General features: G+C 44.3%; 26 protein-coding genes. 15 read left to right on the top strand and 11 right to left on the bottom strand.

The features are described from left to right. The 6 genes from ACJ751_RS05710 to ACJ751_RS05735 form a co-directional block, all read right to left on the bottom strand. On the bottom strand, window positions 1-421 hold a 421-nt coding region (locus ACJ751_RS05710), incomplete at its 3' end, for a carboxypeptidase regulatory-like domain-containing protein (protein WP_407744415.1). Window positions 422-594: 173 nt separating this feature from the next. Next, the gene (locus ACJ751_RS05715) at window positions 595-1,719 is read right to left on the bottom strand and encodes an LA_2272 family surface repeat-containing protein (RefSeq protein WP_407744416.1); all 1,125 of its coding nucleotides are present in this window, start codon (window positions 1,717-1,719) and stop codon (window positions 595-597) included. A 71-nt stretch (window positions 1,720-1,790) separates the two neighbouring features. Further along, window positions 1,791-3,374, bottom strand: a complete 1,584-nt coding sequence (locus tag ACJ751_RS05720; protein ID WP_407744417.1) for a hypothetical protein — start codon at window positions 3,372-3,374, stop codon at window positions 1,791-1,793. Between the two features lie 65 nt (window positions 3,375-3,439). After that, window positions 3,440-3,826, bottom strand: coding sequence for a hypothetical protein (locus ACJ751_RS05725; RefSeq protein ID WP_407744418.1), 387 nt, complete (start codon window positions 3,824-3,826; stop codon window positions 3,440-3,442). A 22-nt stretch (window positions 3,827-3,848) separates the two neighbouring features. Then, complete coding sequence (locus tag ACJ751_RS05730) at window positions 3,849-4,838, bottom strand: FecR domain-containing protein (protein ID WP_407744419.1); 990 nt, start codon at window positions 4,836-4,838, stop codon at window positions 3,849-3,851. Between the two features lie 31 nt (window positions 4,839-4,869). Next, on the bottom strand, window positions 4,870-5,487 hold the full coding sequence (locus ACJ751_RS05735) for an RNA polymerase sigma-70 factor (RefSeq protein ID WP_407744420.1): 618 nt from the start codon (window positions 5,485-5,487) through the stop codon (window positions 4,870-4,872). 419 nt (window positions 5,488-5,906) lie between these two features. Here ACJ751_RS05735 and ACJ751_RS05740 point away from each other — a divergent pair, with 419 nt between their 5' ends. The 10 genes from ACJ751_RS05740 to ACJ751_RS05785 all read left to right on the top strand — a co-directional run bounded on the left by ACJ751_RS05740 (window position 5,907) and on the right by ACJ751_RS05785 (window position 17,061). After that, window positions 5,907-7,478 (top strand): hypothetical protein, encoded by a 1,572-nt coding sequence (locus ACJ751_RS05740; protein WP_407744421.1) that lies wholly within the window; start codon window positions 5,907-5,909, stop codon window positions 7,476-7,478. A 214-nt stretch (window positions 7,479-7,692) separates the two neighbouring features. After that, entirely contained in the window at window positions 7,693-8,526 is an 834-nt protein-coding gene (locus ACJ751_RS05745; protein ID WP_407744422.1) for a thymidylate synthase, read from the top strand. Window positions 8,527-8,573: 47 nt separating this feature from the next. Continuing rightward, complete coding sequence (locus ACJ751_RS05750) at window positions 8,574-9,074, top strand: dihydrofolate reductase (protein WP_407744423.1); 501 nt, start codon at window positions 8,574-8,576, stop codon at window positions 9,072-9,074. 76 nt (window positions 9,075-9,150) lie between these two features. After that, window positions 9,151-9,948 (top strand): O-methyltransferase, encoded by a 798-nt coding sequence (locus ACJ751_RS05755; protein WP_407744424.1) that lies wholly within the window; start codon window positions 9,151-9,153, stop codon window positions 9,946-9,948. A 188-nt stretch (window positions 9,949-10,136) separates the two neighbouring features. Further along, window positions 10,137-11,252 (top strand): Re/Si-specific NAD(P)(+) transhydrogenase subunit alpha, encoded by a 1,116-nt coding sequence (locus ACJ751_RS05760; protein ID WP_407744425.1) that lies wholly within the window; start codon window positions 10,137-10,139, stop codon window positions 11,250-11,252. A 183-nt stretch (window positions 11,253-11,435) separates the two neighbouring features. Beyond that, the gene (locus ACJ751_RS05765) at window positions 11,436-11,768 is read left to right on the top strand and encodes an NAD(P) transhydrogenase subunit alpha (protein ID WP_407744426.1); all 333 of its coding nucleotides are present in this window, start codon (window positions 11,436-11,438) and stop codon (window positions 11,766-11,768) included. Between the two features lie 9 nt (window positions 11,769-11,777). Further along, window positions 11,778-13,208, top strand: coding sequence for an NAD(P)(+) transhydrogenase (Re/Si-specific) subunit beta (locus tag ACJ751_RS05770; protein WP_407744427.1), 1,431 nt, complete (start codon window positions 11,778-11,780; stop codon window positions 13,206-13,208). Between the two features lie 165 nt (window positions 13,209-13,373). Beyond that, window positions 13,374-13,979, top strand: coding sequence for a toxin-antitoxin system YwqK family antitoxin (locus ACJ751_RS05775; RefSeq protein ID WP_407744428.1), 606 nt, complete (start codon window positions 13,374-13,376; stop codon window positions 13,977-13,979). Window positions 13,980-14,505: 526 nt separating this feature from the next. After that, window positions 14,506-15,945 carry a methyltransferase RsmF C-terminal domain-like protein gene (locus ACJ751_RS05780; RefSeq protein ID WP_407744429.1) on the top strand — a complete coding sequence of 480 codons (1,440 nt, stop codon included), beginning with the start codon at window positions 14,506-14,508 and terminating at the stop codon, window positions 15,943-15,945. A gap of 48 nt (window positions 15,946-15,993) precedes the next feature. Beyond that, entirely contained in the window at window positions 15,994-17,061 is a 1,068-nt protein-coding gene (locus tag ACJ751_RS05785) for a LysM peptidoglycan-binding domain-containing protein (RefSeq protein ID WP_407744430.1), read from the top strand. 118 nt (window positions 17,062-17,179) lie between these two features. On the opposite strand, the gene ACJ751_RS05790 is transcribed toward ACJ751_RS05785, so the two are convergent. Then, on the bottom strand, window positions 17,180-18,175 hold the full coding sequence (locus ACJ751_RS05790) for a methionyl-tRNA formyltransferase (protein WP_407744431.1): 996 nt from the start codon (window positions 18,173-18,175) through the stop codon (window positions 17,180-17,182). 239 nt (window positions 18,176-18,414) lie between these two features. On the opposite strand from ACJ751_RS05790, the gene ACJ751_RS05795 reads away from it, so the two are divergent. Beyond that, window positions 18,415-18,870: a peptidylprolyl isomerase gene (locus ACJ751_RS05795; RefSeq protein ID WP_407744432.1), complete on the top strand. Its 456-nt coding sequence runs from the start codon at window positions 18,415-18,417 to the stop codon at window positions 18,868-18,870. A gap of 220 nt (window positions 18,871-19,090) precedes the next feature. Continuing rightward, entirely contained in the window at window positions 19,091-19,732 is a 642-nt protein-coding gene (locus ACJ751_RS05800) for a hypothetical protein (protein WP_407744433.1), read from the top strand. Between the two features lie 46 nt (window positions 19,733-19,778). Here ACJ751_RS05800 and ACJ751_RS05805 read toward each other — a convergent pair whose 3' ends face one another. Together ACJ751_RS05805 and ACJ751_RS05810 are read right to left on the bottom strand one after the other, a co-directional pair. Next, the gene (locus ACJ751_RS05805; protein ID WP_407744434.1) at window positions 19,779-20,321 is read right to left on the bottom strand and encodes a hypothetical protein; all 543 of its coding nucleotides are present in this window, start codon (window positions 20,319-20,321) and stop codon (window positions 19,779-19,781) included. 72 nt (window positions 20,322-20,393) lie between these two features. Then, the gene (locus ACJ751_RS05810) at window positions 20,394-21,269 is read right to left on the bottom strand and encodes a lysostaphin resistance A-like protein (protein WP_407744435.1); all 876 of its coding nucleotides are present in this window, start codon (window positions 21,267-21,269) and stop codon (window positions 20,394-20,396) included. A 52-nt stretch (window positions 21,270-21,321) separates the two neighbouring features. On the opposite strand from ACJ751_RS05810, the gene pepT reads away from it, so the two are divergent. Beyond that, a complete protein-coding gene (gene pepT, locus ACJ751_RS05815; RefSeq protein ID WP_407744436.1) occupies window positions 21,322-22,575 on the top strand; it encodes a peptidase T in 1,254 nt (417 codons plus the stop codon). A 145-nt stretch (window positions 22,576-22,720) separates the two neighbouring features. Here pepT and ACJ751_RS05820 read toward each other — a convergent pair whose 3' ends face one another. After that, window positions 22,721-24,040, bottom strand: coding sequence for a T9SS type A sorting domain-containing protein (locus ACJ751_RS05820; RefSeq protein ID WP_407744437.1), 1,320 nt, complete (start codon window positions 24,038-24,040; stop codon window positions 22,721-22,723). A 333-nt stretch (window positions 24,041-24,373) separates the two neighbouring features. On the opposite strand from ACJ751_RS05820, the gene ACJ751_RS05825 reads away from it, so the two are divergent. Both ACJ751_RS05825 and ACJ751_RS05830 read left to right on the top strand, forming a co-directional pair. Next, on the top strand, window positions 24,374-24,565 hold the full coding sequence (locus tag ACJ751_RS05825) for a hypothetical protein (RefSeq protein WP_407744438.1): 192 nt from the start codon (window positions 24,374-24,376) through the stop codon (window positions 24,563-24,565). After that, window positions 24,562-25,512: an OmpA family protein gene (locus ACJ751_RS05830; protein ID WP_407744439.1), complete on the top strand. Its 951-nt coding sequence runs from the start codon at window positions 24,562-24,564 to the stop codon at window positions 25,510-25,512. The genes ACJ751_RS05825 and ACJ751_RS05830 overlap by 4 nt, the downstream gene beginning before the upstream one ends. A 100-nt stretch (window positions 25,513-25,612) precedes the next feature. Here the strand turns inward: ACJ751_RS05830 and ACJ751_RS05835 are convergent, their stop codons facing one another. Next, the gene (locus ACJ751_RS05835; RefSeq protein ID WP_407744440.1) at window positions 25,613-26,593 is read right to left on the bottom strand and encodes a YpdA family putative bacillithiol disulfide reductase; all 981 of its coding nucleotides are present in this window, start codon (window positions 26,591-26,593) and stop codon (window positions 25,613-25,615) included. Between the last annotated feature and the right edge of the window lie 122 nt (window positions 26,594-26,715).

Here is a 26,715-nt window from a genome sequence, read left to right on the forward strand (position 1 = left end):
CAACGGTGAAGGCGCGGGCGCTTACCACACTCATGTCATTCAGGGGCCGGTTCTTTTTACTGTTGGCGGTTATTACAACGGCTTTCTCGGTTCTTACTTTTGTTTCCATCGCAATGGTCAACACTACTTCTTTACCGGTGTTTACTACAATATTGCTGGCAACCGCATCGGTGTAATTGATGTGGGTGATCAACAAAGTATAGGTGCCGGCAGTTACATTGGGGATTCTGAAATTACCCAGTGAATCGGCCACCACCTTTTTGTCAGTACCCGTAATAACCACTGTTGCGCCGGCAATAGGTGTTTGCAACAGTTGATCTGTTACAGTGCCCCTGATGTTTTGCGTTAGTTGCGCAAGGGTTGTTACATAGTATAGCATACCTGCCATAAGCAAGGTGACCATTTTGTTGTTGATGATCATGAGAGTTACTTTAGCGTGTGACAGTTGGGCGAATGAGTACCCCTATTGTTTCTTAAGAAAAAGGAGATGAAAGGCAGTTTTTTAGTTGGTCCGCGGAACTAAACAACTAACAAACTAAATAACTAACGAACTTAATAACCTAAACTTACTCGTCAACTGGTCAACTCGTCAACTTACAAGAAGCTGATCCCCGCCGTCCAACCTATCCATCCCGTTACATTATTGCGCCAAAGATCATAGGTATGATAGCTTTCATGAGGCACCAGGAATTTATATCCTTTTACCGGTTCCAGTTGATCGGAGTAATACACAGAAAAAGAAGGGCCGCCAAAGATAGCCAGTTTGTTCGCCAGTTTAACGGTGGCCAGTACCTGAAATTTGCTTAACTGGTTCAAATAGTTCCAATTGCCAAGATACAGGTATTGCGTGGTGAGCTCTGGGTTTACGGTGAACCGGTTGGACACTTTTATTTCGTGCCCAATACCATAGCCATACGAGAAAATTTTATCATCACCACCTGCATTAATACCAACCATTAAGATGTTGTACAATTTTTTATTGCCGGATTTTATAGCGAGGTTGGCATTCAGCACTTCATTGGAGCTGATGGTTATTTTATGATAGCCCTTTTTTACAATGTTCAGCAACCCAATGCTAAAGCCATCTGAAGTATCGGCAATATTGATGAGACCAAGTTGTAAACCTTTCAGGTGTTTACTGTAATTTAAAATGCCTGCCACCTGAAAGCCTTTGGTGCTGCTGGTATTGATGTTGGCAATGCCAGCTAATTGAAAACCTTTTAGTGATTTATTGGTATAGTTACAGATACCTGCTGTTTGAAATCCATTAAAGTTTCCAGCCACGTGATTATATATGCCCGCTATCTGCATACCGTTGACATTCTTGTTAGCGTAATTGACAAGGCCACCAAACTGGGCGCCTGTAACTTCGCTTTTGGCGCCATTGAACCAACCGGCCAACTGTAATCCCTTCACATCACCATACACTATATTGAACCAGCCTGCGGTCTGCATACCGTTCAGATTGTGTTTATCGATATTGAACCAGCCACCCAACTCAATCCCATTTACACTACCGGTGTAGCCACCCAATAAATTAAGCGAAAAGTTGCTGGTAGTGAATTTGTCTTTTTTGCCCTGCGTACTAATAGTAGGAAATATGCCTGCCCGTACAGGTACTTTTATATTATAGGGGTTACTGGTTGGTGATTGTGCAAACGAAACAGTTTTCCATAAGAAGCAGGCACATAGGCATACTGCAATTTCCCCATTTATCATAGAAATATAATTTGCAGTATGACAACTCAGCAAAGCTGTTCCCCTATGAGGCTAAGTAAAATTTGTGATTGTTAGAAGAGGCTGATGCCGGCGTTCCACCCGATCCAGCCTTTTACGTCGTGACTCCACAATTCAAAGGTGTGATAACCTTTTGATGGGATAGAATAGTTCCAGCCTGCATTTGTTTTTGTTTGGTCAGAGTAATACGTGGTAAAGGAAGGACCACCAAAGATGGAAAAGTATTTACCAAACTTAACGTGAAATTGTAGATGTAATTTGTTCATCACGTTGGTGCTGTTATAATTTCCCAGGTACAGGTATTGTGAAGTAAATTCAGGATTGATACTAAACCATTTACCGAGAGAAAATTCATGTCCCAACCCATACCCAAGGGAAAATACATTGGCAGAGTCTTCTCCTGTTTTTTTCTGGTCGAATCCCATTAACAGAATGCTGTAGAGTTTGCTGTTACCTGTTTTAAAGGCTGCGTTAAAGCGCATGGTTTCGTTGGTAGAGAACGTTATTTTATGATATCCTTTGAACACGATGTTAATCAACCCGATGCTGTACCCGTCAGAAGTATCGGCCACATTAATAAGCCCCAACTGAAAACCACGTAATTTTTTTGCGTAATTGAATAAGCCTATTTGAGCGCCATTTAATTCCCGGTTGGCGAAATTACCAATGACCGACAACTGTACACCGGAAACCTGTTTATGCGCAAAGTTTACAATATTGGTGGCCTGAACACCAAACACACTGTCGTAACAAACGTTGTAGATATTGCTTAACTGCACCCCCACAAACTTACCGTAAACAAAGTTGGAGACATTGCTGGCCTGGACACCCGTAAATGAGCCTGCTACATGGTTGTAAATACTACTTATTTGAGCCCCGGTTACATTGCCTTTTACAAAGTTGGCAATACCAGATGCCTGTAAACCTTTTACATCTTTTGAAACATGGTTATACACGCCGGCCAGTTGAGCGCCGGTTACATTGCCTTTTACAAAATTGGCAATACCCGATGCCTGAACAATGTCAACATTACCCAGCACATGGTTGTGCATACCTGCCAGTTGCACACCTTTAACCGAACCACCGGTAAAGTTCAACAGTCCGGCCGCCTGCACATATTTCACATCTGTTTTATTAATGTTAAAAGCCCCACCCAGTTCAACACCATTCACGCCGGCGGTATACCCGCCAATTACGTTCACTGAAAGACTGTTCACCACCTGGGCGCTTAATTTTCCATGCGTACTTAAACCAGGTGTTAAAGAAACCTGGAAAGTACGATCGGCCATGAATTTTTTCAGGTTGATACTTTGAATGTTTTGTTTGGCCGACAACAGGAATTGACCCCAGCGTGATTTTTCAACGCGGTTGATCTCTTCCTTTGTTATGGATTGGGCAGTGAGTGTATCTGAAGGTGGTTTCACCACAATGGTATCAGGCAATTCATTTTCAACAGGGCTGATGGTAACAAGGGGGTCACTGGTTTCAAGCGGGGTCATTACAATGGTAACCTGCTGATCGAATTTAGGTTTAATAACAACGGTGGTATCCTCAAACAATTCGCGGCTTATGGTAAGGGTGGCAGTACTATACCTGCTTTTCAGTCTTATTTTAAAGTAGCCCTTCTCATCTGACATAGTAGAGACCAGACGTTGTCTTTCATAAACGGTTACATTTCCAACTTTTTCGCCGGTTTCACTATTCAGAATGTAACCGGTAACAGTGTATAATTTTCGGCACTGGGTGTAGGGCTGGCAACAGGTACCGGTGGTGTTATAGTGGCTTTGCGTAATATGACGTAATTATTGTTTTGTTGCCATTTGTACTGGTTGCCGCACAATTGGTCAAGGATCTGTTTTATGGTTCTGTTATAAGCGGAAAAAGAGATCAGACTGTCGTAGGCAATAATGTTGCTGTTGTAGGAGAAATAAAAATTCCCTTTACTGCTGATTAGTTTTAATATATCGCTCAGGCGCTGGTTGTTGGCATCGATAGTGATCCTTTTATCGAGCAGGCTTTGTGCTAATACATGGTTGTTAAGACAAAAAAGCCCAATAATCGTGGGAAGCAATCCCCGTAGCTTTGTCATGATTGTTATTTCTGCATGCAGGTTAGCGTAGTATGATTTTTCCTTTTTCTTTTACTACAGAGATATTAAATGTTGAGCTAATGAGGCTTAGAATTTTGTCGAGCGGTTCATTATCAAAAGTAGTGGTATATGGCAGGTTGCGCAACGCCGAGCTGCCAAAAATAATTTGCACATCATACGCTTCATTGAGCTTGTCCACCAGCTTCCATAACGGGGTTTTATCACAAACAAATTTTTTGCTGCGGTAGTAGTTATATAGCTGATCGGTGTTTGCCTGTTTTTGCAAAATAGCATCGTTGACGCCCGCGATGACTTTTTGGCCTGGTCGCAATAGAATGGTTTGTTTTTCGGTAGCCACTTCAACCAATCCTGTTTCAACAATTATTTCAGTAGTATCGCCCCGGCTTCTTACGTTGAAGGAAGTGCCTACGACGGTAATGGTTACATTGTTGGTATGTACTTCAAATGGTTTTTTCTTATTCGGTTTCACTTTAAAGAAGGCTTCTCCGCTTAGTTGCAGCACTCGTTTGTCGTTGTCGAACTTTTCAGGAAAGGACACCTGTGAGTGTTTGTTGAGGGTTACTATAGAGCCATCGGGGAGGGAGTCGGATTTAACCAGGTTATTGGTATGGATGTTAGACATGGCGATCACTTTTCCGGGTTTGTTTTGGAACAAGATAAATGTGAGCGCTGCCAGGCCTATTACCAGCCCTGTAATTACCGCCGCCCGTAGCAGGGGGCTGTTCATTGACCAAACTTTCGCTTTGGAGGTTGGGAATGATCCGGTTTGCACGCGGTTTTGAAATCGATCCCAGGCCGCCTGCTCGTTAACCTGCGGGGTATCGGCCAGTTGCACGCTTTCTTCCCAGATCAGTTTGAAATGTTCGAAGTAGTGCCGGTTCGCCTCATCGTCGGCCAGCCACTTTTCCACCTCCAGCACTTCTGCCGTCGTAGCTTCACCGGTAATGTGCTTTACCAGCAGATCATCCATATGTTGTGTATAGCTTTTCAATAAGGGTAATTTTATTTGGTTGACATATATGTTACATATATAATAATGCCAATAAGAAAATTGGTAAATAATCGATCAGTTTTACGCGCAGCTGCTTCAGGGCCTTGCCCATCTGGTTCTCAACAGTTTTTACCGAGATCCCTAACTGATCGGCAATTTCCTGGTATTTGAGTCCTTCAAAACGGCTTAACTGAAAAATGGTACGGCATTGCTGGGGCAGGGCATTCATAGCCGCCCGTAATTTTTCTTCCAGCTCCTTCACCAGTATTTTCCTGGATGCACTCTGATCGTGATGGTTATTTGATTGATGCATAACATGCACTTGATACCGGGCCTTAATTTTCTGGTGTTTCAGATAATTCAGGCTTTCGTGATATACGGCTTTGTACAAATAGGCCTTGAGAGAGGTTTGAATATTCTCAGGTACCCTCTTCTCCCATATTTTGTAAAAGACGTTTTGGACCGTTTCTTCGGCAATGGATTCATTCTTCAGAATAGTGAAAGCATAGGCATACAAGCTTTTAAAGTGTTCCTTAAAAAGTTGTTCAAATTCCTTCTCGCTGTCGGCCGACAGCGGCTTGATGGTGGTAGTATTTGGGTTGGCCACTTTAATGCGTTGATAATCCGCTCCAAATATAAATGCTTCCAATAAGGTTTTAATAAAAGAGACAACTGAAAATAACGATACCCCTATGAATTTTTAAAATTTTGTTATACCTGAAGCTGAAAACATATATGTTAAAGGTAGTATGTATAAAGCGCGACCGTATTTTTTCATTGCTATAATGTGGAAAAAACAGGCGCCGGATGCTTGTTTTAACCTTAAATTGGTATTATTATTGAGCCCTGATACACTTGCTGTTTACGTCTGTTCATAAAAACCAGGCCAAGATTTATTTTCACGATGCACAATAAGGAATGTATTAAGTAAGTTTTGTATGAGTGATTTATAAGAAGTAACCAGCCCATACTATACCCCCACACCGTAGTACCAATATTAATCCAACCGTCCCTCTGAAACCATCTTGTCGTTTCGAAAGTTAAACGTGTACCTAAAATTGTATTTTTATGTTGGGATACCTGCTCGTTTCCATGTACGAGTTAAAGCAGTTTCTGCAAATCGTACTATGGATCGCAATTCCGGGGACTGTTATTGCATTCCTGGTTACTACTTTCTTTCACTATAAACGTAAAAAGAAGGGCCTTGAGGGAGCCGAACCTGCTTATATGGAAGGCGGTGGCTTTCATACAGTAATAGCTGCCGATCCTAATGGCGGCGGCCAGATGCCTGATTGGCTGGCGAGCGGCACCAATCCCGATAATCAGCCCCTGATCAAGAAGTACGAGCAGGAAGTACGCCGGTACCGTGAGAACTATGCCACGCTTGAACAGGACTTTCGCGAACTCGAAGGAAAATACTCCGATCTTCTCAATAAAGCTTACAGTACTGAAAAGCAGAATGACGATTCCAATTCACGTTTGCAACTGGAGATCAATGGATATAAGTTGAAGGTAACGCAACTGCAACAGGCACTGGAGAACGCACAAACCAATGCCAAATTGATAGAAGGCGAGCAACAGATCCCCGAGGCATTGGCGCTAAGCCAGCAACAGGTACAACAGTTACAGGAATCGGTTAGACAACTGCAGGATAAACTGCGGGCGCAGCAGGAAATGAGAGAAAAAAGCGCCGCCGAGGTAACCCGTTTGGAAAACCTGATGAAGAACATGGAATATTCATCAAAGTCGGCACAAACAGAATCAGAGGAATTACAGCGCTATTACGCCAAACAGGTTGATGAACTGGGGATACAATACAAGAGCGAAAAGGCTGATCTGTCGATGCAATTACAGCAATTGCAAAAGACCATTCAACAGCTGAAAGAAGAGAATACTGTGCTGGTGCAAAAAGTACAAACCAGCGGCGAACAAAAACATGGAGGTTACGAACAACAGATAAAAGAATTGCAGGGGCTGCTTACCCAGGCCGAAGAAGAAAAGAATTCATTAAAGACAAAGATCACCGATCAAACCTATTTACAGGATGTTTTGCAGGAAAAGAAACTGCAGATAGAATTCCTGCAAAATCAGCTGGAGCAACGCATTAAAACCTTCCGCGAAGTAGAAAAGGACGCTGCCGATAAAACAGTGCAGGTGCAACAAACTCAAACCCAGAAAGAAAATTTCGAGCGCGAGATACATGCGATGAAGGAAGAATTGCATCAGCAGCGCGAAGAGATCTCCGCCTGGCAACAGGCTGTTGAACGCAGCCGGGAAGAGAACCGTCAGCACCAGGAAAGCCTGCGGTCAAAAACCGGTCATATAGAGAACCTGGAGCGCAACCTGCACGAAGTACAACAGCAACAGGCTGTATTGCAACTGGTGCTGGATGACAAGCAAAACATGATCACCTCCCTGCAGGAATCATTATACCGCGAACAACAAAAAACAAAAGACCTCGAAGGTAAACTGATCACCAATAATCAATTGTTGTCGAAGATCTATGGCGATCTGTCAAAATCATTGAGCAATCCGCCGGCTACACAGCAAAACGGTATCAAGGTAAATGGAAATGGCGCTAATGGCACCAATGGCCATACGGTAAACGGAAATGGGTTTAACCTGGCTGGCCAGCATTAGCCCGCCAGCCCCCTGAAGGGAGAGCCGAAACTAACTGCATTTGCCCCTTCCCCTGGAAGGGGTTTTTTATTGGCATATCGACACGATTAAGCGAGACCCGAATTTCGCGAGGCCAAAATTGCCGGTTTGCGGTTGACCATCCATCAATTCACACCTTGCTAACATGCCATCTTGTCCAGGCTTATAAGCGTCACTCTTTTCGTACCTTGCGGCCATGGAGCAATACCTGGCACTTTTAAAGCATATCAAGGAAACGGGGGTTTATAAATCAGACCGTACCGGTACGGGCACTACCAGTTGTTTTGGATACCAGATGCGTTTTGATCTGCAGCAGGGCTTTCCGCTGGTTACTACCAAGAAATTGCATCTTAAAAGCATTATTCATGAATTGTTATGGTTCCTGAAAGGGGAAACCAATATCAAATATTTAAAAGAGAACGGAGTTAGTATCTGGGATGAATGGGCCAATGAACAGGGCGAATTAGGACCGGTTTATGGCAAGCAGTGGCGCAGCTGGTCGGCAGGCGAGGGCGCCCAAACCATTGACCAGATCACGGATGTGATCCGCCAGATAAAAACCAATCCCGACAGCCGCCGCCTCATCGTAAGCGCGTGGAATGTGGCCGAATTGCCTAATATGGCGTTGATGCCCTGCCATGTACTATTTCAATTTTATGTATCTCCTCCCCCTCCACCGGAGGGGGCCGGGGGGAGGCCCAAGCCGCGGTTATCGTGTCAACTCTATCAACGGTCGGCTGATGTGTTTTTGGGAGTTCCTTTTAATATAGCTTCCTATGCTTTATTAACCCTCATGATCGCCCAGGTATGTGATCTGGAACCGGGTGAGTTCATTCATACATTTGGCGATGTACATATTTACAGCAATCATCTGGAGCAGGTGAACCTGCAATTAACCCGAACGCCGTATCCGTTGCCTACCATGCAACTCAATCCGGCTGTAAAGGACATCTTTGATTTCAAATTTGAAGATTTTACCCTGCTCAATTATCAGTGCCATCCGGCTATAAAAGCGCCGGTGGCGGTGTAAATCCGGAAGCCAATGGATTAATTTATCATTTCTAATTTTTAATTTCTATGATCCTAAGCCAGGTGGTCGCAGCGGCCGATAATAATGCAATAGGGAAGAACAACCAGTTACTGTGGTCTTTGCCAAACGATACGAAGTTTTTTAAAAATACCACTTGGGGTATGCCGGTGATCATGGGTAGAAAAACTTTTGAATCACTGGGCAAGCCACTGGCCGGCAGAACAAACATCGTTATCACCCGTCAAAAGGACTGGCAACCCGAAGGCGCCTTTGTGGTGCATGACCTGAAAGGGGCTATGACAGTTGCTGCCAATACCGATGCCAAAGAAGCCTTCATCATTGGTGGCGGAGAAATTTATAAACAAACCCTGCCGCTCACGCAACGCGTTTATTTGACCCGCGTTCATACTACCATCGATGCCGATGCCTACTTTCCTGCAATGAACTTTGCCGATTGGAACCTGCTTTCCCAGCTGGATTTTACTGCCGATGAAAAACACGCCTATGCATATAGCTTTCAGGTTTGGGAACGGAAAGAAGGGAAATAAGAATTGAAAAATTTAAAATGAAGAATTAAAAGTCGTTGCAGTGTATTCCTTTTTCATTTCTAATTTCTAATCCCTCATGTTTTCTACCTGGCAGCTATTAAAAAAATATTCATCTTATTACTTTACCGCGTTGAATGGAAAAGGCCATGGTATACATTCGCCTTTTGTGTATGATTTTGTGCGGCAGGTATTGATCGATAAGCGGAATTTTTATGCTTACAACCAGGTAGAAGCTTTACGCCAGAAATTATTGCGCGATAATACCCTCATTGAAGTGGAAGACTTCGGCGCAGGTTCTACCATCAACAAAACAAATCAGCGGACCATTTCATCCATTGCACAGCATTCCGCCAAAAGCAAAAAATGGGCGCAGTTGTTATTTCGCATAGTAAATTATTATCAACCCAAAAACATCCTGGAGCTGGGCACTTCGCTGGGTATTTCAACCGCCTATATGTCGCTGGCCAATCCAAAGGCCAGGCTTATTACGGCCGAAGGAAGTGCGGCAGTGGCTGCCCAGGCGAGCAGGAATTTTCAATTGCTGCAATTGTCCTCCATCCAACAGGTGGTGGGTAATTTTGATGATACGTTGCCAGGTATTCTTGATGCAGTATCTCCACTCGATCTGGTTTTTATCGATGGCAATCACCGGTACGAACCCACCGTACGGTATTTCAACCAGCTGTTACCACACCTGAACGCGACCAGCGTGGTTATTTTTGATGATATTCACTGGAGCCCGGAAATGGAACAGGCCTGGGCTGCCATCAAAGAACACTCCTCTGTGCAACTTTCTGTCGACTTGTTTTTTATCGGACTGTTGTTTTTTCGTGATGATTTTAAGGTAAAACAGGACTTTACCATCAGGTTTTAAAGGTAACAACACCTAACTTTTTTAGGCGTCAGGCCTTGTTGCGACTGGTTTTTGGCCTTCCATTTTCAAATTTGCTAATTTTCACATTTTCAAATTTTTATGCGGTCACAATAAAAAGTCATTTCCGGCGTAGCAGTGTACATAACTTAAATTTTGCTTACCTTGAATGCTATAACTACTACCTGATTATGACGATTGGAGTTTTAAAAGAACCATCCGAAGAATCCCGCGTTTCCTTCTTGCCCGAGATCGTAACAGCCCTTACCAAAAAAGGCATTACTGTATTTGTTGAACTCGGCGCTGGTGAAAAAGCCTTTCATAACGACGAGGAATACGTTAAAGCTGGCGCGGCTATAAAAAGCAGAACAGAGATTATTCAGTCCGCTGATGTACTGGTAGCCATTCACCCTTTTCCAGAAGCGAAAGATTTGTCATCAAAGATCATTGTCGGGGTTTATCAACCTTTGTTTAATGTTTCGCTGATGCAGCAATGGGCAAAACAGGGACTTATCACGTTTAGTCTGGATATGTTACCCCGCACCACCCGTGCACAAAGTATGGATGTGCTGAGCTCACAAGCTAATATTGCCGGGTATAAAGCCGTATTGCTGGCTGCGAATAGTTATAGCCGCTATTTTCCCATGTTTATGACAGCAGCCGGTAGCATTGCGCCTGCCAAATTATTGATACTCGGCGCTGGTGTGGCCGGTTTGCAGGCTATTGCCACTGCCCGCCGCCTGGGTGCTGTGGTGGAAGTGTTTGATACCCGACCTGCAGTGAAAGAAGAAGTAATGAGTCTGGGCGCCAAATTCATTGAGGTGGAAGGCGCCGCCGATGCATCAAAAGCCGGTGGCTATGCGGTTGAACAATCTTCCGATTATCAGCAACGTCAGCAAAATCGCATTGCAGAAAGCATTGCTAAATCCGATATTGTAATTACCACCGCACAAATTCCCGGTAAAAAAGCTCCCATATTAATAACGGAGGAAATGCTGCAACGCATGCGTGTAGGCTCGGTGATCATTGACCTGGCCGCGGCTACGGGTGGTAATACGCCTGTTACCAAAAACGATCAAACCGTATTGTATAAGGGCGTGCATATTATTGGCAATAGCAACCTGGCGGCTACCATGCCCTCTGATGCCAGTAAATTATACGGTAAAAACCTGCTTAACTTTTTGCAGCTCATCATTGATAAAGAAGGTAACCTCAATGTAAACTTTGACGACGACCTGGTAAAAGGTTGTTGTATTACGAACCATGGCGAAGTGGTGCATGAAAGAGTTAAACAGTTGACCAGTTGACCAGTTGACGAGTTGACAAGTTGATAGAGTTGACAGGGTTAACAGGGTTGATAAAGGGCGAAGGATGAAATGAGTGGGAAATGAAAATAGTGAGAATGTTTCATCTTCGCGAATCCTTTCACGTTTCACGTTTGCCGTTTCACGATTGCCGATTGCCGAATTAATAAAAATATTCAAACTTATATGGAATCAGTTTTAAGCTGGATAGCTGAAAATCAGCAAATGATCTACATCGTTATATTGATGATCTTCGTAGGCATCGAGGTAATTGGTCATGTGCCCAGTGTATTGCACACGCCGTTAATGAGTGGCGCCAATGCCATTCACGGCGTGGTAATTATCGGGGCCATTATTGTAATGGGCAAGGCGGACCCACATAACTATGTAGCGCTCGTTCTCGGTTTCCTGGCGGTAGTAGTGGGCACGTTAAATGTGGTAGGCGGTTTTGTAGTGACCGACCGCATGCTGGAAATGTTCAAAGGAAAAGGTAAGAAACAAAACACAAGCAGCAAGTAATAACGAATTATGGAAGTAAGTATACTAACCCTGTGTTATCTCGTAGGTTCGGTTACGTTTATTATAGGATTAAAAATGTTGTCGAACCCGGCTACAGCCCGTAATGGAAACCTGCTGGCAGCGGCGGGGATGACGATTGCTATTATTGGCACCATATTCCTGTATGAAGAAGATGGTAAAAAGCTGGGCAATTATCCGTGGATCTTTGGTGGCATTCTCATTGGCGGTATTATTGGTACCCTGAGCGCCAAAAAAATAAAGATGACAGCCATGCCCGAGATGGTGAGTATGTTCAATGGTATGGGTGGCGCCTGTGCGGCCCTCATCTCGGCAGTGGAATTCGATCATATCTATCAAACGTATAAAGCAGTTGATTCGGCCTGGCTAAGTGATTTTGTGCAGGCCGGTCATTATTTAACCATCATTGCAGGCGCCATTATCGGCAGCGTGTCCTTTGCCGGTAGTATGATCGCCTGGGGTAAACTGAGTGGTAAAGTAAAAGACATGTCGTTCCCCGGCCAGCACATTGTAAACCTGCTGGTGTTGTTGTTGGTACTGGCGGCGGCTGTGTTAACATATCAGTATAATGTGGGTTCTGCCCATTTGCTTTTTTATGCAACCGTTGGTTTGGCGCTGGTGTATGGGGTGTTGTTTGTAATGCCCATTGGCGGGGCCGATATGCCGGTTGTTATTTCGTTATTGAACTCGTTTACCGGTGTAGCGGCGGCTTGCGGCGGCTTTTTATACAACAACAAAGTGATGTTAACAGGTGGTATCCTGGTAGGTGCTGCCGGTACTTTGCTCACCATCCTGATGTGTAAAGCAATGAATCGCTCGCTGAAGAATGTGTTGATAGGATCGTTTGGCGGTAGTACTGCTGTGGCTGCTGGCGCTAAAAAAGACCAGGGTTCGTATAAAGAGATCACTTTAAGCGATACTGCCGTGGTGATGAGCTACGCCCATAAAGTATTGATCGTTCCCGGGTACGGACTGGCCGTTGCTCAAGCGCAACATGCCTGTCATGAACTGGAAAAATTACTCGAAAGCAAAGGAGTAGAGGTGAAATATGCCATTCACCCCGTAGCGGGCCGCATGCCGGGCCATATGAACGTATTGCTGGCCGAGGCCGATGTTAGTTATGATAAACTGATGGAGATGGAACAGGCCAATGTCGAGTTTCCTACCACCGATGTGGTGCTGATATTAGGCGCCAACGACGTGGTGAACCCTGCCGCTAAAACCGATCCATCTTCCCCCATATATGGTATGCCCATTCTCGATGTGGAGCTGGCCAAAAATGTGATCGTGAACAAACGCAGTATGAAACCTGGTTATGCCGGCATCGAGAACGATCTTTTCTTTCAACCCAAAACCTCCATGCTTTTTGGCGATGCCAAAAAGGTATTGCAGGACCTCATTGGGGAAATAAAGAATTTGTAACACTAAACGGCCCGGGTATGCCGTTATAAGAACTGCACAATGGGGGAATTGTCGTTTTTGTACGCACAAAAGCGGTTGAGGCGTTTGTAAAAGAATGAGTTACGTGCATTGCAAACACAGAATTTCTCCATTATCTTAGCCGCAAATAATTGTTAATCGTACTATATGATCACAAAAAGTGCTTTCCTCGCTGCTGTTGTTTTATTTGTTACCTGTCAAGTCAGCAAAGCCCAGGATAATTCATTCCAGAAAGTAGATGATTCTGCTGTGTCGAAGCCCAAAAGCCAACTTACCTACGAGTACCAGTACATGAATGACGATCATTCGGAAGGTGTTGAGAAATCGTTCCTGTTCGGAAAACTGAAGACAGAGATCCATTTTAAAGAAAAAGGCAAATTCCAGGCTGCCCAATCATACGATACAAAAACCGGCCGCTTAATAAAAACCGATACCATTGTTAACTTCAATAAGCTGGTAGGCACAACCACTACCTATTATCCCAATGGAAAACCCAAGGAAATGGAACACCGCAATGACAGTAGTGCTGTTGATTGGTATAGCGCCTTTTTTGAAGGTGGCGGCAGAAGGATCATCATCCATTACAAAAACGGAAAAAGAGATGGAAACACTACGGAATATAACGCGAATGGTACGGTGAAAGAAACCGGGAACTACACAAACGATAAACGCGAAGGTACCTTCAAATTTTATGACGTACGTGGCCAGTTGCTGACCTCAAGAAAATTCAAAGCCGATAAGGTGGTTAAATAATCAGGAAACGAAACTATTATAAAGCCGAATACCGTTCCGCCCCATGCGGAGCGGTATTTGCTTTTTGTACACATTTCATCCGCGATGCTGCCTCAATGGTACCTCAATGGTAACTCTGTTCAATCTCTTTGCTTCCCCGGGCTTCGAGGTTTCATTGAGGTGGAATTGAGGTTGAACAGAGGCGAACTGAGGTAAATCCGAGGTGACCCCGAGGTCATCCCGAGGTAAATTAGAGGTGATTCCGAGGTGAATCCGAGGTGAACGTGTGGTAAAATTGTTAAACATCTCCGTTTTTTAACTACTCATCACACCGTTTTCCCTAAGCCGTCACAAAAAAACAGGCATTCCCGAGGAAAAATTACCAAACGTCCCATCGTTTCGAGGTCTCCGTCACATCACTTCCCGAAGAGCGTCACATATTTGAGAATACAGACAGAGAGCTGCCCTACATTTGTGCAATCAGTCACTGAAAAGCAGCTCTTTGACATAGAACGTCGACTTGATCATTATTTCATAATTTCGCGGGGTGCAACTTCCTCAACAACTTCTTGATTCATTAACCGGTGTCGCTGGCTTCGATAAAGAGGCGTTTATTCAGGTGCATGAAAGCGGCGAACAGGTTACCTCGGTACGGGTGAATGCCGCGAAGGCGTCAATGGTGAATGGTGAATGGTCAAAAGGCCAGATCCCCTTCAAAATTGATCAGCTCGAACTTTCCACAAATAACAAGATCCCCTGGTCGTCCAATGGCTATTATTTGCCGCAGCGGCCGGCTTTTATTTTCGATCCGTTGATACACGCCGGTGCCTACTATGTACAGGAGGCATCGAGCATGTTTGTGGAACAGGCGCTTACCCAAACAACGGATATAAGCCAGCCCTTGCGCGTATTGGACCTGTGCGCTGCGCCGGGTGGTAAATCAACCTTGTTGCAATCGCTCATCAGCGCCGATAGTTTACTGGTGAGCAATGAAGTGATAAAATCAAGAGCGGCCATACTTGAGGAGAACAGCATTAAATGGGGGGGCGCCAATGTTATTGTCACCAATGCCGATCCTACAACCTTTGAACGGCTACCCAATTTTTTTGATGTAATTATGATAGATGCGCCCTGTTCGGGTTCAGGGTTGTTCAGGCGGGAACGGGAGGCCATCGGGGAGTGGAGCGAGCAGAATGTAGACCTGTGCTATCAACGCCAGCAACGCATTCTGGCCGCAGTTTTACCTTCCCTGAAGGAAGGCGGTGTACTGATCTATTCTACCTGTTCCTATTCAAAAGAAGAAGATGAACACATTGCCGACTGGCTGATGGATACCTTCAGCGTCGACAGTTTACCGTTGGTGATTGAGGCATCGTGGGGTATTGTTGAAACGCAATCAGATAAACACCGGGCCTACGGGTACCGGTTCTTCCCATATAAAGTAAAGGGCGAAGGCTTTTTTATCAGCTGTTTTCGCAAACAGGATGGCGGCCGCAGCGTAATAAAGCCACCCAGGAAATCATTGCTGCAAAAGGCGTCTAAAAACGAAACAGGCATTGTTCAGCCCTGGCTACAGGCTGGCGCACCTGTACAATTGTGGAAGCAGAAAGAAGAGATCCTGGCCTTCCCACAGCAACTGGAGAAAGAGCTGCTTACCATTGTAGATAATGTGTATGTTCGAAGAGCTGGCATAGCAATTGGTAAGATAGCCGGCAATGACCTGGTCCCTGATCATGCGCTGGCGTTAAGCACAATCATTAACCCGGCAATTGTTGCAGTAACGTTAAAAAAGGAAGAGGCATTGCAATATTTGCGGCGGGAAGAAGTTAGCTTATCTATAGGCCATAAGGGGTGGACTTTGGTACAATTTGAGCACTATAATGTAGGCTGGATAAAGGTGTTGCCGAACCGGATCAATAATTATTATCCCCAGGGCTGGCGCATATTGAAAAGGGGTACTGCTGATAGTGCAAATGAAAACAGCTAATTAAAATTAATTCTACATCTTTGCAAACGAATACGAAATGCATAGCCTATGTTGAAGTTTAAAGGAGTTTTAGTTATTGCGTTGGTGGCGTTTACCCAATTTGCCTGGTCACAATCAGACATGACAGTGCAGGGTACTTCTCCTGACCTTTACCTGATGCATACGGTTCAACCAAAAGAAACCTGGTTTGCTATTGGGCGATTATACAATGCACAACCCAAGGAGATAGCCGCCTTAAGCGGTGTAACCATGGACAAGCTTTCCATTGGCCAGGAATTAAAAGTGCCTCTTTCCGCGCACAACTTTTCGCAGGATGGTAAAAAGAACGCCGATGAGGTGTTTGTACCCGTTTATCATATTGTGCAGGAGAAAGAATGGATGTACCGCATTAGCCAGAATGCTAATAAAATACCTATTGAGTCGCTGGAAAAATGGAACAACGTAACCAATGACCAGTTACAGGCAGGCATGAAACTGATAGTAGGATACCTGAAGGTAAAAACGGCTTCCTCACCACTGGCCGCCAATGGGCTTAAGAAATTGATCGTTCCGGCGGCAACGGGTGGCACCACCGCCAAACCGGCTACCGAAACACCGGTGGTAAAAACGGAAAAGCCGGCCGAAACAAAACCTGCCGACACAAAAACAACTGAGACAAAGCCTGCTGATACAAAAGCAGTAGATCATAAAACGGTAGAAGCCAAAAAAGAAGAACTGAAAGAAGAGAAAGAAGAAGCCAAAAAAGATATAGGAGCGCCGCCGGCAACCACCCCCGTTACTCCTGTTACTACGGAAGGAAATTATTCCGGGTATAAAGGTGGTTATTTCAAACCATCGTACAGTGGCAGTGGAAAATCAACAGCAGGTAATGCCGGAATTTTCAGAAGCACCAGCGGCTGGAAAGATGGTAAGTATTATGCGCTCATGAATAACGTGCCTGTTGGCACCATAGTTAAGATCACTTATAGCTCTACCAATAAATCGGTTTTTGCCAAAGTATTGGGACAATTACCCGATATGCGTGAAAGCGTTGGCTTGACTGTTCGTTTAAGCGATGCCGCTGCGGCTGAATTAGGTGCAGAGATGGGTAAGTTCTATGTTGATATAGCTTATTAGAAAAAGGCAGAAGGCAGAGATAAAAGGCATATAACACAAGGGCCAAAGCAGTTTAAACCGCTTTGGCCCTTGTGTTATATGTATTCCTGGTTAACTGATCAACTCGTCAACTGGTCAACTAAGCAAATCTATAGCCTCTAAGAAACTCTTCAATACTCATTCGTTTCTTACCCTCCAACTGCAACTCAGTAACATAAATATAACCATCCGAACCGGCGAACTTCAGATAGGTCTTATTATCCGTTTCAAATGAACCGGCGCTTTTGGGAGCAGTATGCAATTCCTTTTTTGCCTTGTATATTTTCAGCATTTTATCATTCAGATAGGTAAACGCAGCGGGGTATGGCGATAACCCTCTAATGAGGTTGTAAATAGCGATGACAGAATGAGTCCAATCGATCTTACATGTTTCTGTGAAAATTTTAGGCGCATGTTTGAGTTGTGTATTTTCGGCTGCTTCGCCCGCCGAAGCTTTAGCGTAGGAGGGCCTTCTGCCTTCTGCCTCTTGCGGCATTTCAGTCAGGGTGCCGTTTGCCAAACCTTCTACCGTTTTCACCAGGAGCCGGGCCCCGATCTCTTTCATTTTATCGTGCACTTCACCGGCCGTTTCATCTTCGCCAATGGGAAAACTATCCTGTAACAGGATATTGCCGGTGTCAATTTCGTGCTGCAGTTTAAAGGTGGTGACGCCGGTTTCTTTCTCCCCGTTTATTACGGCCCAGTTAATGGGCGCTGCGCCACGGTATTGAGGCAACAGCGAACCATGCAGATTTATAGTGCCCATGGGGGGCATGTTCCAAACCACTTCTGGCAACATACGAAACGCTACTACGATCTGCAGATCAGCCTGCAGGTTCTTTAGTGCTGATAAAAACACGGGGTCTTTCAACTTTAACGGTTGCAGAACATGCAGCTGTTTTTCAACTGCATATTTCTTAACGGCGCTTTCCGTTAATTTCATTCCCCGGCCTGCTGGTTTATCAGGTGCGGTAATTACACCTACGATGTTACACCCGGCCTGTACCAACGCATCGAGCGAGGCTACGGCAAATTCGGGCGTGCCCATGAATACGATGCGAGGTATGATATTTGATGGTTGTGTATTTTCTGTCATTTTTCCTTAATTCAAAGTATTATTTTCTTGTGTCCCGGGGCCTTGTCGCTTGCGCCTTTTAGCCCCAAATGTCAATAAAAAACTTTTATTGGCTGCGCCAAAATATTCCTTTTACTTTGCAGCAAAGGGAAAAAGGCTTTTTATTTTCTCGCTTCTATTCACCAATTATCAAGCGGATATGGCGATGTGGGACGGGGGAGTTGGCTTTCCTGACAATTTTTAATACTAATAAAGTTTATATGCAACAAGTAAAAAACGGTGATACTGTAAAGGTTCATTATCATGGCCGTTTAACCGATGGAACAACATTCGACTCCTCTGCAGGTCGTGAACCGCTGCAATTCGAAGTAGGAAGCGGAATGGTTATTCCTGGTTTCGACAATGGTGTTATGGGAATGGTGGTAGGTGATAAAAAAACCATTTCAATCCCTGTTGCCGAAGCTTACGGTCCTAAAAACCCCGATATGATCGTTGCCTTCCCTGCGAGCGAATTTCCTGAAGATATGGAACTGGAAGTAGGCATGCGGTTGAATATGACCAACTCTGAAGGACATGTTATTCCGGTTGTGGTTACTGAAATAGGTGAAGAAAATGTAATGCTGGATGCCAATCATCCTTTGGCCGGTGAAGACCTGGTTTTTGATATTGAACTGGTTGAAATTGGCGCAGCTCCTTCCCGGATCATTATGCCCTAAATACCGAATTAAGATATATGAAGTAGGAAGTAAGAAGATCCCGGATTTTCTTGTTTCCTACTTCTTGCTTTCTACCGACCTCCCACACCCGACCACTGACTCCCTGCATTTCTCCATATTTCCACTTAGGCGATTACTGTCCTCGTCAACTCCACACGTATTTTTCCCATATTGACCTGCCCGGAATTTTTTTCTATTTTGCCGCATTAATTTATACCCTATGATACAAACCACGATGCGCATCGTTACGTGTGCACTATTTATCTGTTTATCTGGTATTGTTTACGCTCAGGACCAAACCACAACGCCTTCTACTACCGACCCCTCATTGCCCGAATCGGATACGGCCATTGCTACCCGTAATGCCCTGAAGTTTGCCGATAGTTTAACCAGGGCCGGTTTTTACGCTGAATGGGACACCTACATGAATTTATGCGCACCAAGCGCTATTAAGTATTATGGTGGCAAGGATGGGTTTAAAGAACATGTAATAACCATCCATTATCGCAATGAACCCAAAACGGAAGAGAAACCCGAAAAGCTGCAAATGCTGTCCATGTTGAACGACATTGAAACCTGGCAATGTGTAATTGAAAAAGTACGGGACTCATGGGATGAAAGCCGTGGCAAAGTAAAGACCTGGTCTTACCTGGTAGGTGAATCTACCGACAACGGACTTACCTGGAAGTTCATTGATGCAAGTCACAACTCCCTGGTAAACGTTATTTACATTATGCCTTCCGTTTTTAGCAAGCTGGAAATACCAGAGGGCAAAACAATATATGTAGACGAAGTAGCCGCACAGGAAGCAGCCCAGGTAGCAAAACCTGCTCCCAAAAAGAAACCGGCGGTTAAAAAATAGTCTGAATTGGGATGGGTGGGATGATTGGGTTCTCATCCATCCCGGTTCAGACTTTGTATAACCAGCCCAGCCAAACACCCACCAACGCCCAACCCACCAAACAATCCCAGAAATAACCCATGAGGTCCGCATCCTGGAACCAGATGTGGTGCGTATAAGGCACATTAAAGAAAACGATCATGCCCACAAACAAGGCTGAAATAAGAATAGCAGTAAAGTTCAATGCATTCATCCGGCTGATGATGGCGCAGAAAAAACCAATTATCAATATATCCACGATCAACCCGCGAAAAATGTTCGGCGCCATGTTTATATTCTTGGAAGAATGGTAAGCTATCACTGCCCAGGGCTTTCCGGCATATGTTTTCATAGCGGCTTCATGATCTTTCATGGTGGCATCGGGCGGCAGGTTGGGGATCATATACTGCCCGTCTTTATCTATCTGTGTGCTTAATGCGCTCATAATAGTATCCTGCCTGGGAGTGTATTGGTAAGCGTTGCCATGCCAGTTTAAAACCGTCCAGGAAAGAAATTGACAGAAGAATAGTATGATGCCCCCTACAAGGGCACCGATGAGGAGTTTTTTCATATAAGCCAGCTTTAGTTTATAAAAAGATAACCAGATTTGCCGGATTAGACAAAAAACTTATACGATATGTTATTAACTGGCAGTTACCGGTTTTACATATCTTTTTTCATACGCAGCATATAATAACAGCAGGGCGAATAAAAGAAGACCGGTAGCCACAAACGAACCTTCGAGCCCAAACGAACCACCGGTTATCCACCAGGGACCATGTAGGGAAGGTTGTAATACGCTTTGTAAAGGCAGTCCGCTCACTTCATAACCTAAAACGGGGCCCTGTAAAAAGTTCCAGCTAAAATGAAAACAAATGGCAAACCAGATATTGCGTGTATATATGAAGTTAATGCCAAGCAGCAGACCGGCTAAAAGCAGATTGATAACGGCAATAAATGAAATACCGGGATTACTGCCATGGGCAAAAGTAAAAAGCCCAGCCGATATGGCCAGGGCCACCCATTTGTTCATCGATTCCATCAGGTTGTTGAGGATGTATCCCCTGAACACCATTTCTTCTGTAAAGGCGATCACTACCATCAGCACCAGCCCCATAAAAAGGTCGGCAGGGGCAAAACGGGCATCGGTCCATTCAAGGTTGTGGCTGGCCAACAGCACCAGAGAACCGGCGCCTAATAAGGCCATACCCAAACAAAAACCGGTGAGGGCATCGGGTTGAAAGGTTTGCCATTGAAACCCCAGGCTTTTAACCGGCCGGCGATCGATGTACCGGCGAAAGAGGATGACCAGGACTATGCCAACCAGTTCGAAAATAAATAATGCCAGGGTAATGCTGTTCAGCAACGTTTGACTAAACGCTGTGCCACCAGCCAATGTTAATGAAAACAGTCCACCGGCCATACCTGCCAGTACACCCGCACTGATAAAAGCCACAAAAAGCAGTACAGCTCGTAGCCAGCCTTGTTTAATAAGCGGAGTGGTAGTGCCGGGCGTCATGGGGAAATGAGTTGAACGATATTTGAGTTATATTGCCAAAAATACAGCTTACATGTTTACCAACTATAGTTTTACCACAAAGGACAGGTTTTTACGATATGTGCAAATAGATACGCAAAGTGATCCGCAATCAACCACCTGCCCCAGTACAGAAAAACAAAAAGACCTAAGCCGTTTACTGGTACAGGAGTTACTGGCCATGGGCATTACGGATGCACAACTCGACGACAATGGGTATGTGTATGCCACCATTCCTGCGAATACCACCAAACAGGTACCGGTGATCTGTTTTTGTTCGCATGTTGATACGGCGCCTGACTGTACCGGAAAGAATGTAAAACCTATAGTACATACCAACTACGATGGCGGTAACATTGTGTTGCCCGATGATCCTGCACAGGTGATCTCTCCGGTAGACCATCCTTATTTGCTTAAGAAGAAAGGCGAGGATATTATCACTGCTTCCGGCACTACGTTGCTGGGCGCCGATGATAAAGCAGGTGTAGCCGTGATCATGGATATGGCGAATTACTTTATGACGAATCCCGCTATAAAACATGGGACCATCAAAATACTGTTCACCCCCGATGAAGAAATAGGCCGAGGGGTTGATAAAGCCGATCTTAAAAAACTCGGCGCTGAGTTTGCCTATACCCTCGATGCAGGTGAACGCGGTGCGTATGAAGATGAAACATTCTCCGCCGATGGCGTTACTATTACTTTTCATGGCATCAGTGCGCACCCCGGCTATGCAAAAGATAAACTGGTGAACGCGATGAAAGTGGCCGGATCCTTCCTGGAATCATTGCCAAAAGATACCCTGTCGCCCGAAACAACCGAAAAGCGCCAGGGTTTTGTACACCCGGTTCGCATAAACGGAATTGCTGAAAAGGTAACGCTGGAGTTTATCATTCGCGATTTTATAACAGCTAAGCTGGCTGAATATGAAAACGGTTTAAAGGAAAAGCTGGCGGCTACCCTGCAACGGTTCCCCGGCGCCAAAGCCGATTTTGAAGTGCGCGAACAATACCGCAATATGAAAGAGGTGCTGGATAAATATCCGCAGGTATCAGCTTATGCAAAGGAAGCCATTAAACGCACAGGTGTACCGTTGCTTGAAATGAGCGCCAGGGGTGGTACAGATGGCTCGCGTTTGTCGTTTATGGGATTGCCCTGTCCGAATATATTCACCGGTGAAATGGCATTTCATGGTAAACATGAATACGTGAGCGTGCAGGATATGCAGAAGAGTGTAGAGACGATAGTACATTTATCTTGTATCTGGGAAGAAAAAGCTACTAGTTAACGATAGTTGACCAGTTGACCAGTTGACGAGTTAACAAGTTGACAGAGGTTGATAAGGTTGTTTGACGTTTCACGACAAAGCTACTTAAGAAAAGAGTCATCCCGACTTAATCGGAATGACTCTTTGCATAAAAAACAGCACCAATCTACTGCTTAATTACCGTTTTATTAAACATATCCGAACCACTTTTAAAAAGAATGTGGTAAAGTCCACTGGTGAAACCGCTCATATCAACATTCGATATAACTGCGTTGGCCGCCAGTTTAACATCTTTTAATAATTGTCCATTGGCGCTTATAACCTGAATATGCCCTTCTGTAATCACTTTCGGGTGCTGGATCATCAGGTTGTTTTTAACCGGATTGGGCGACAGGGAGATATTCGCAATAAGTTTACTCTTAATGCTAACGATGTAGCTATATTTAAAGTCCCCATTTATGTCAACCATTTTCAATCTGTAGAAGCTGTTGTTGTCGCTGGTAGAACCATCGGTAAAGCTATAAGTTTTTTGACTGGTAGCTTTTACAGTGCCAATAGCAGTAAAGGTTCTGCCATCAGTGCTTTTTTCAATAACATAGTTGGCAAACGCCTCTTCTTCAGCTACATTCCAGATGAGTTTTGTGCTCAGTCCGTCATTATCAGCATTAAAGCTGGTGAGTATAACTGGCAGGGAAGAACCGGCAGGGCTCAGGTTGCTCCAGGCGGCGGCTGAAGGCGAACCTTGAGATACACGGAAAGCGTCAAATGCGCTAACGGGTGAATCGGTACTGCTTTGGAAAATTTGCAGTGCCTGAAGTGTACTACCATAGCCTGCTTCGCCAGTACCGGTTTGGGTTGCTCCGGTGTTCCCAGTGGCTATAGCTATTGAAGGTTCGGCGCTTAAAGAAGGGTTTACCCACAAATAAGCTTTGTCATTATTGGCGCCGGATACTATATCATACCTGATAACGATCAAATAAGTAGTTCCATAGCTGAAAACAGCGTTTGTATAAACAGGCGACGAAGTGCCTACTGCTATGCCAAACTCAATGTTTGTACCGGCACCTTGTTGCTCAGCTATATAAAATTTACAGGGAATATTATTGAGGTTTGAAGAAGTTGTATCACGAAGGGCAAGCGAATATACTGCTTTGTTCTCCTCGGCGGAAGAGGTTACCCTTACTACGAAACTCATATAAATGGTCTTGTCTGAACCGGTAGAAATGGGAGATGAGAAAGGCTTCCATGGATCTTTACCATCAGTTGCACCAACAGTTACATACTTGGTGCCACTTGTATAGCCAGTATAGGTAAGTGGGGTTGTAGTAGAAACCTGTACATCGGTTCCAGTTCCTTTTTGAACCCATCCACCCTGGGTTCCCAGGTTACCATTCGTGTACCCGGTAAAGTTTTCGTTGATTACTAATTGTGCGTTTGCGGTCAGGGCAATAATAGATACCATGATAAAAGAGTAGATCTTTTTCATTTCATTTTGTTTTGGATGAAGAAAATTAGGGATGGCCCCAGAGGAATTGGAGGATATGCTTTTCTAATCCATGTTGATAGAAAAGACTAATAGCAGGTCTTCAAAAGGATGAATGAAAAGTAATAATATCTTGAATGGCTATGCTGATGTAATGAGTGGAGTTTCGAAGGATGTGTGGTAGAAGTAAGCTGAGATCAAAAGTATATAAAGGTTTTATGATATGCAAGCAAATGGAAATATAATTGATACAAATCAAAAGTCATCTACATGTGTCTAAAAATCAGTGAATAGCAATTTTTGTTAATTTAGGATCATCCCATTGTCAACCAGTTTATGAAACAAATCTTGAAATTCGTTCCCACTTTTTCCGCATTGCTATTGTCAGGTATTAGCGGGCGTTCCCAGAACCTGATTGCCAATGGCAGTTTTGAAGATGCCAATCTTTGCACCGAGTTTCATAAGTATTGTGCCCCTGAAGCCTGGATCGCCACCTCTCATGAAGCCAATGTTATTACAGTGATATGAAAATTGCCTTCGACGGGTATCGGTATGTTGGGCTCACTGCAGGAAGCGTAAATAGGAAGGGCGTGCGCAATTTCATCAGGACCCAGTTGTTATGTGGGTTACGAAAAGGCAGCCAGTATAATGTTGATTTTTTTGTAAGCGCCACCAGTAAAGTACTCGATAGCATCGGGATCTATTTTTCGCCGGAAGATTATTTATACGAACAACGAAGCTATCGCGACATTCAACCGGCTTACTGGTATGTAAGAAGCGGGGCCGCCCTGTCGCAGCCATCGAATAAATGGCAAAAGGTGCATTATGTGTATACTGCTACTGGCAATGAGGCCTATCTTACCATCGGGCTTTTTAAAAGAATAGATTATACCGGTTCTTTAAAACCCGATTTCCAGGATGAATATTTGTTCCTGCTCGATAAAGTGTCATTAACACCGGTAAATCCCAATGAAAAAATATGTGCAGAAGCAGAACAGGAAAGATGGCAGATCTATTCAGCAGATGACCGGCATCAGCGGTTAGATAAAACGATCAGTAACCATTTAAAGAACCCTCCCGTACCGAGACCAAAATTAGGACTTACCCGCACACCATATGTTCAGCACATCGACACGCTGATCATACCTGATATTTATTTTATATCGGCCAGTTATGAATTATCGAAAAAAAGCTTTGACCTGCTCGACAGCTTTGCCCATAAAATATCAGGGGTTATGGATTCGGTTATTGTAAAAGGACATACCGATAGCATTGGCAACCTGCAATACAACCAGGAGTTGTCGCAGAACCGGGCTGTTTCGGTAAAACAATACCTCATGACAAAACTTCCTTCACTGGGCGTGCCCTTTATAGCAAGAGGGTATGCTTTTTTAGAACCTATAGCCAGTAATAAAACTTCTTCAGGTAGGAAAAAGAATAGGAGAGTAGAGATATATGTTTACAGGAGAGAATAAGTTTGTTAGTTCGTTAGTTTATTAGTTATTGAGTTCGAACTAACAAACTTAATAACTAAAGAACTAACAAACTTTTACCGTATACCTCAATAGCAACTCACTATTGAGTAACCTTCTTCTTAACCGACTTAATGATCATTTCTGCATGAACGCGACTATTTTCTATAAACCACACATGGGTATTCATGCCACCACATACCACGCCTGCCAGGTAAATATTGGGTAAGTTGGTTTCCATGGTGCCGGCGTCATAAGCAGGCTGCAGCACATCGTCATTCGACAACTGTATGCCCGTATCCTGTAATAAATTGAAGTTGGGTTGATAGCCCGTCATGGCAATCACGTAATCGTTCTCAATGGTAACTATGCCTTCGGGAGTAAGAATATCCACTTCCTTTTCGCGAACGGCCATTAACGTGGAATGGGTATAGGCGGTAATGCTGCCTTCTTTGATGCGGTTCTCAATATCGGGTTTTACCCAGTATTTTACCCGTTTGCCAATACCTTCTTCACGAATGACCATGCTTACGTCCGCGCCTTTACGCCAGGTTTCCAGCGCGGCATCAACCGCCGAATTATTGGCGCCCACTACCACTACTTTTTGCATGGCATAAAAATGCGGGTCTTTATAATAGTGAACTACTTTAGGCAGGTCTTCACCCGGAATTTTCATGGTATTCGGGATATCATAAAAACCGGTGGCGATCACTACAAACTTTGCACTATAGGTTTGTTTGGAAGTGATGACCTGGTATTTTCCATCGAGCGGAGAAATAACTTTTACTTCTTCCTGCAGGTGAATGGTGATCTTATTGCTGGTGGCTACCCGGCGATAATATTCAAGCGCCTCGGGCCGCGTAGGTTTAATATTATTACTTACAAAGGGGATACCGCCTATTTCCAGTTTTTCTGAAGTAGAAAAAAAGGTCATATTTATGGGGTAGTTATATAATGAATTGGTAAGACAGCCTTTTTCCAGGATACAATAATGCAAACCGGCTTTTTTTGCTTCCAGGGCACAGGCCAAACCGATGGGTCCCCCGCCTACGATTATAATGTCGAATTGATTGGTTGAGCTCATTGTGTCAAAGTTAAGGAATCGGCAATCGGCAATCCGCAATCGGCAATAATTCGCGATTGCCAAGATTAATAATTGATCTTGTACCGCCTGAATTCTCTGCCCTTTGCCTTTTGCCCTCTGCC

Origin of the sequence: Niastella sp., assembly GCF_045805085.1 — a bacterium.
Lineage (GTDB): Bacteria > Bacteroidota > Bacteroidia > Chitinophagales > Chitinophagaceae > Niastella.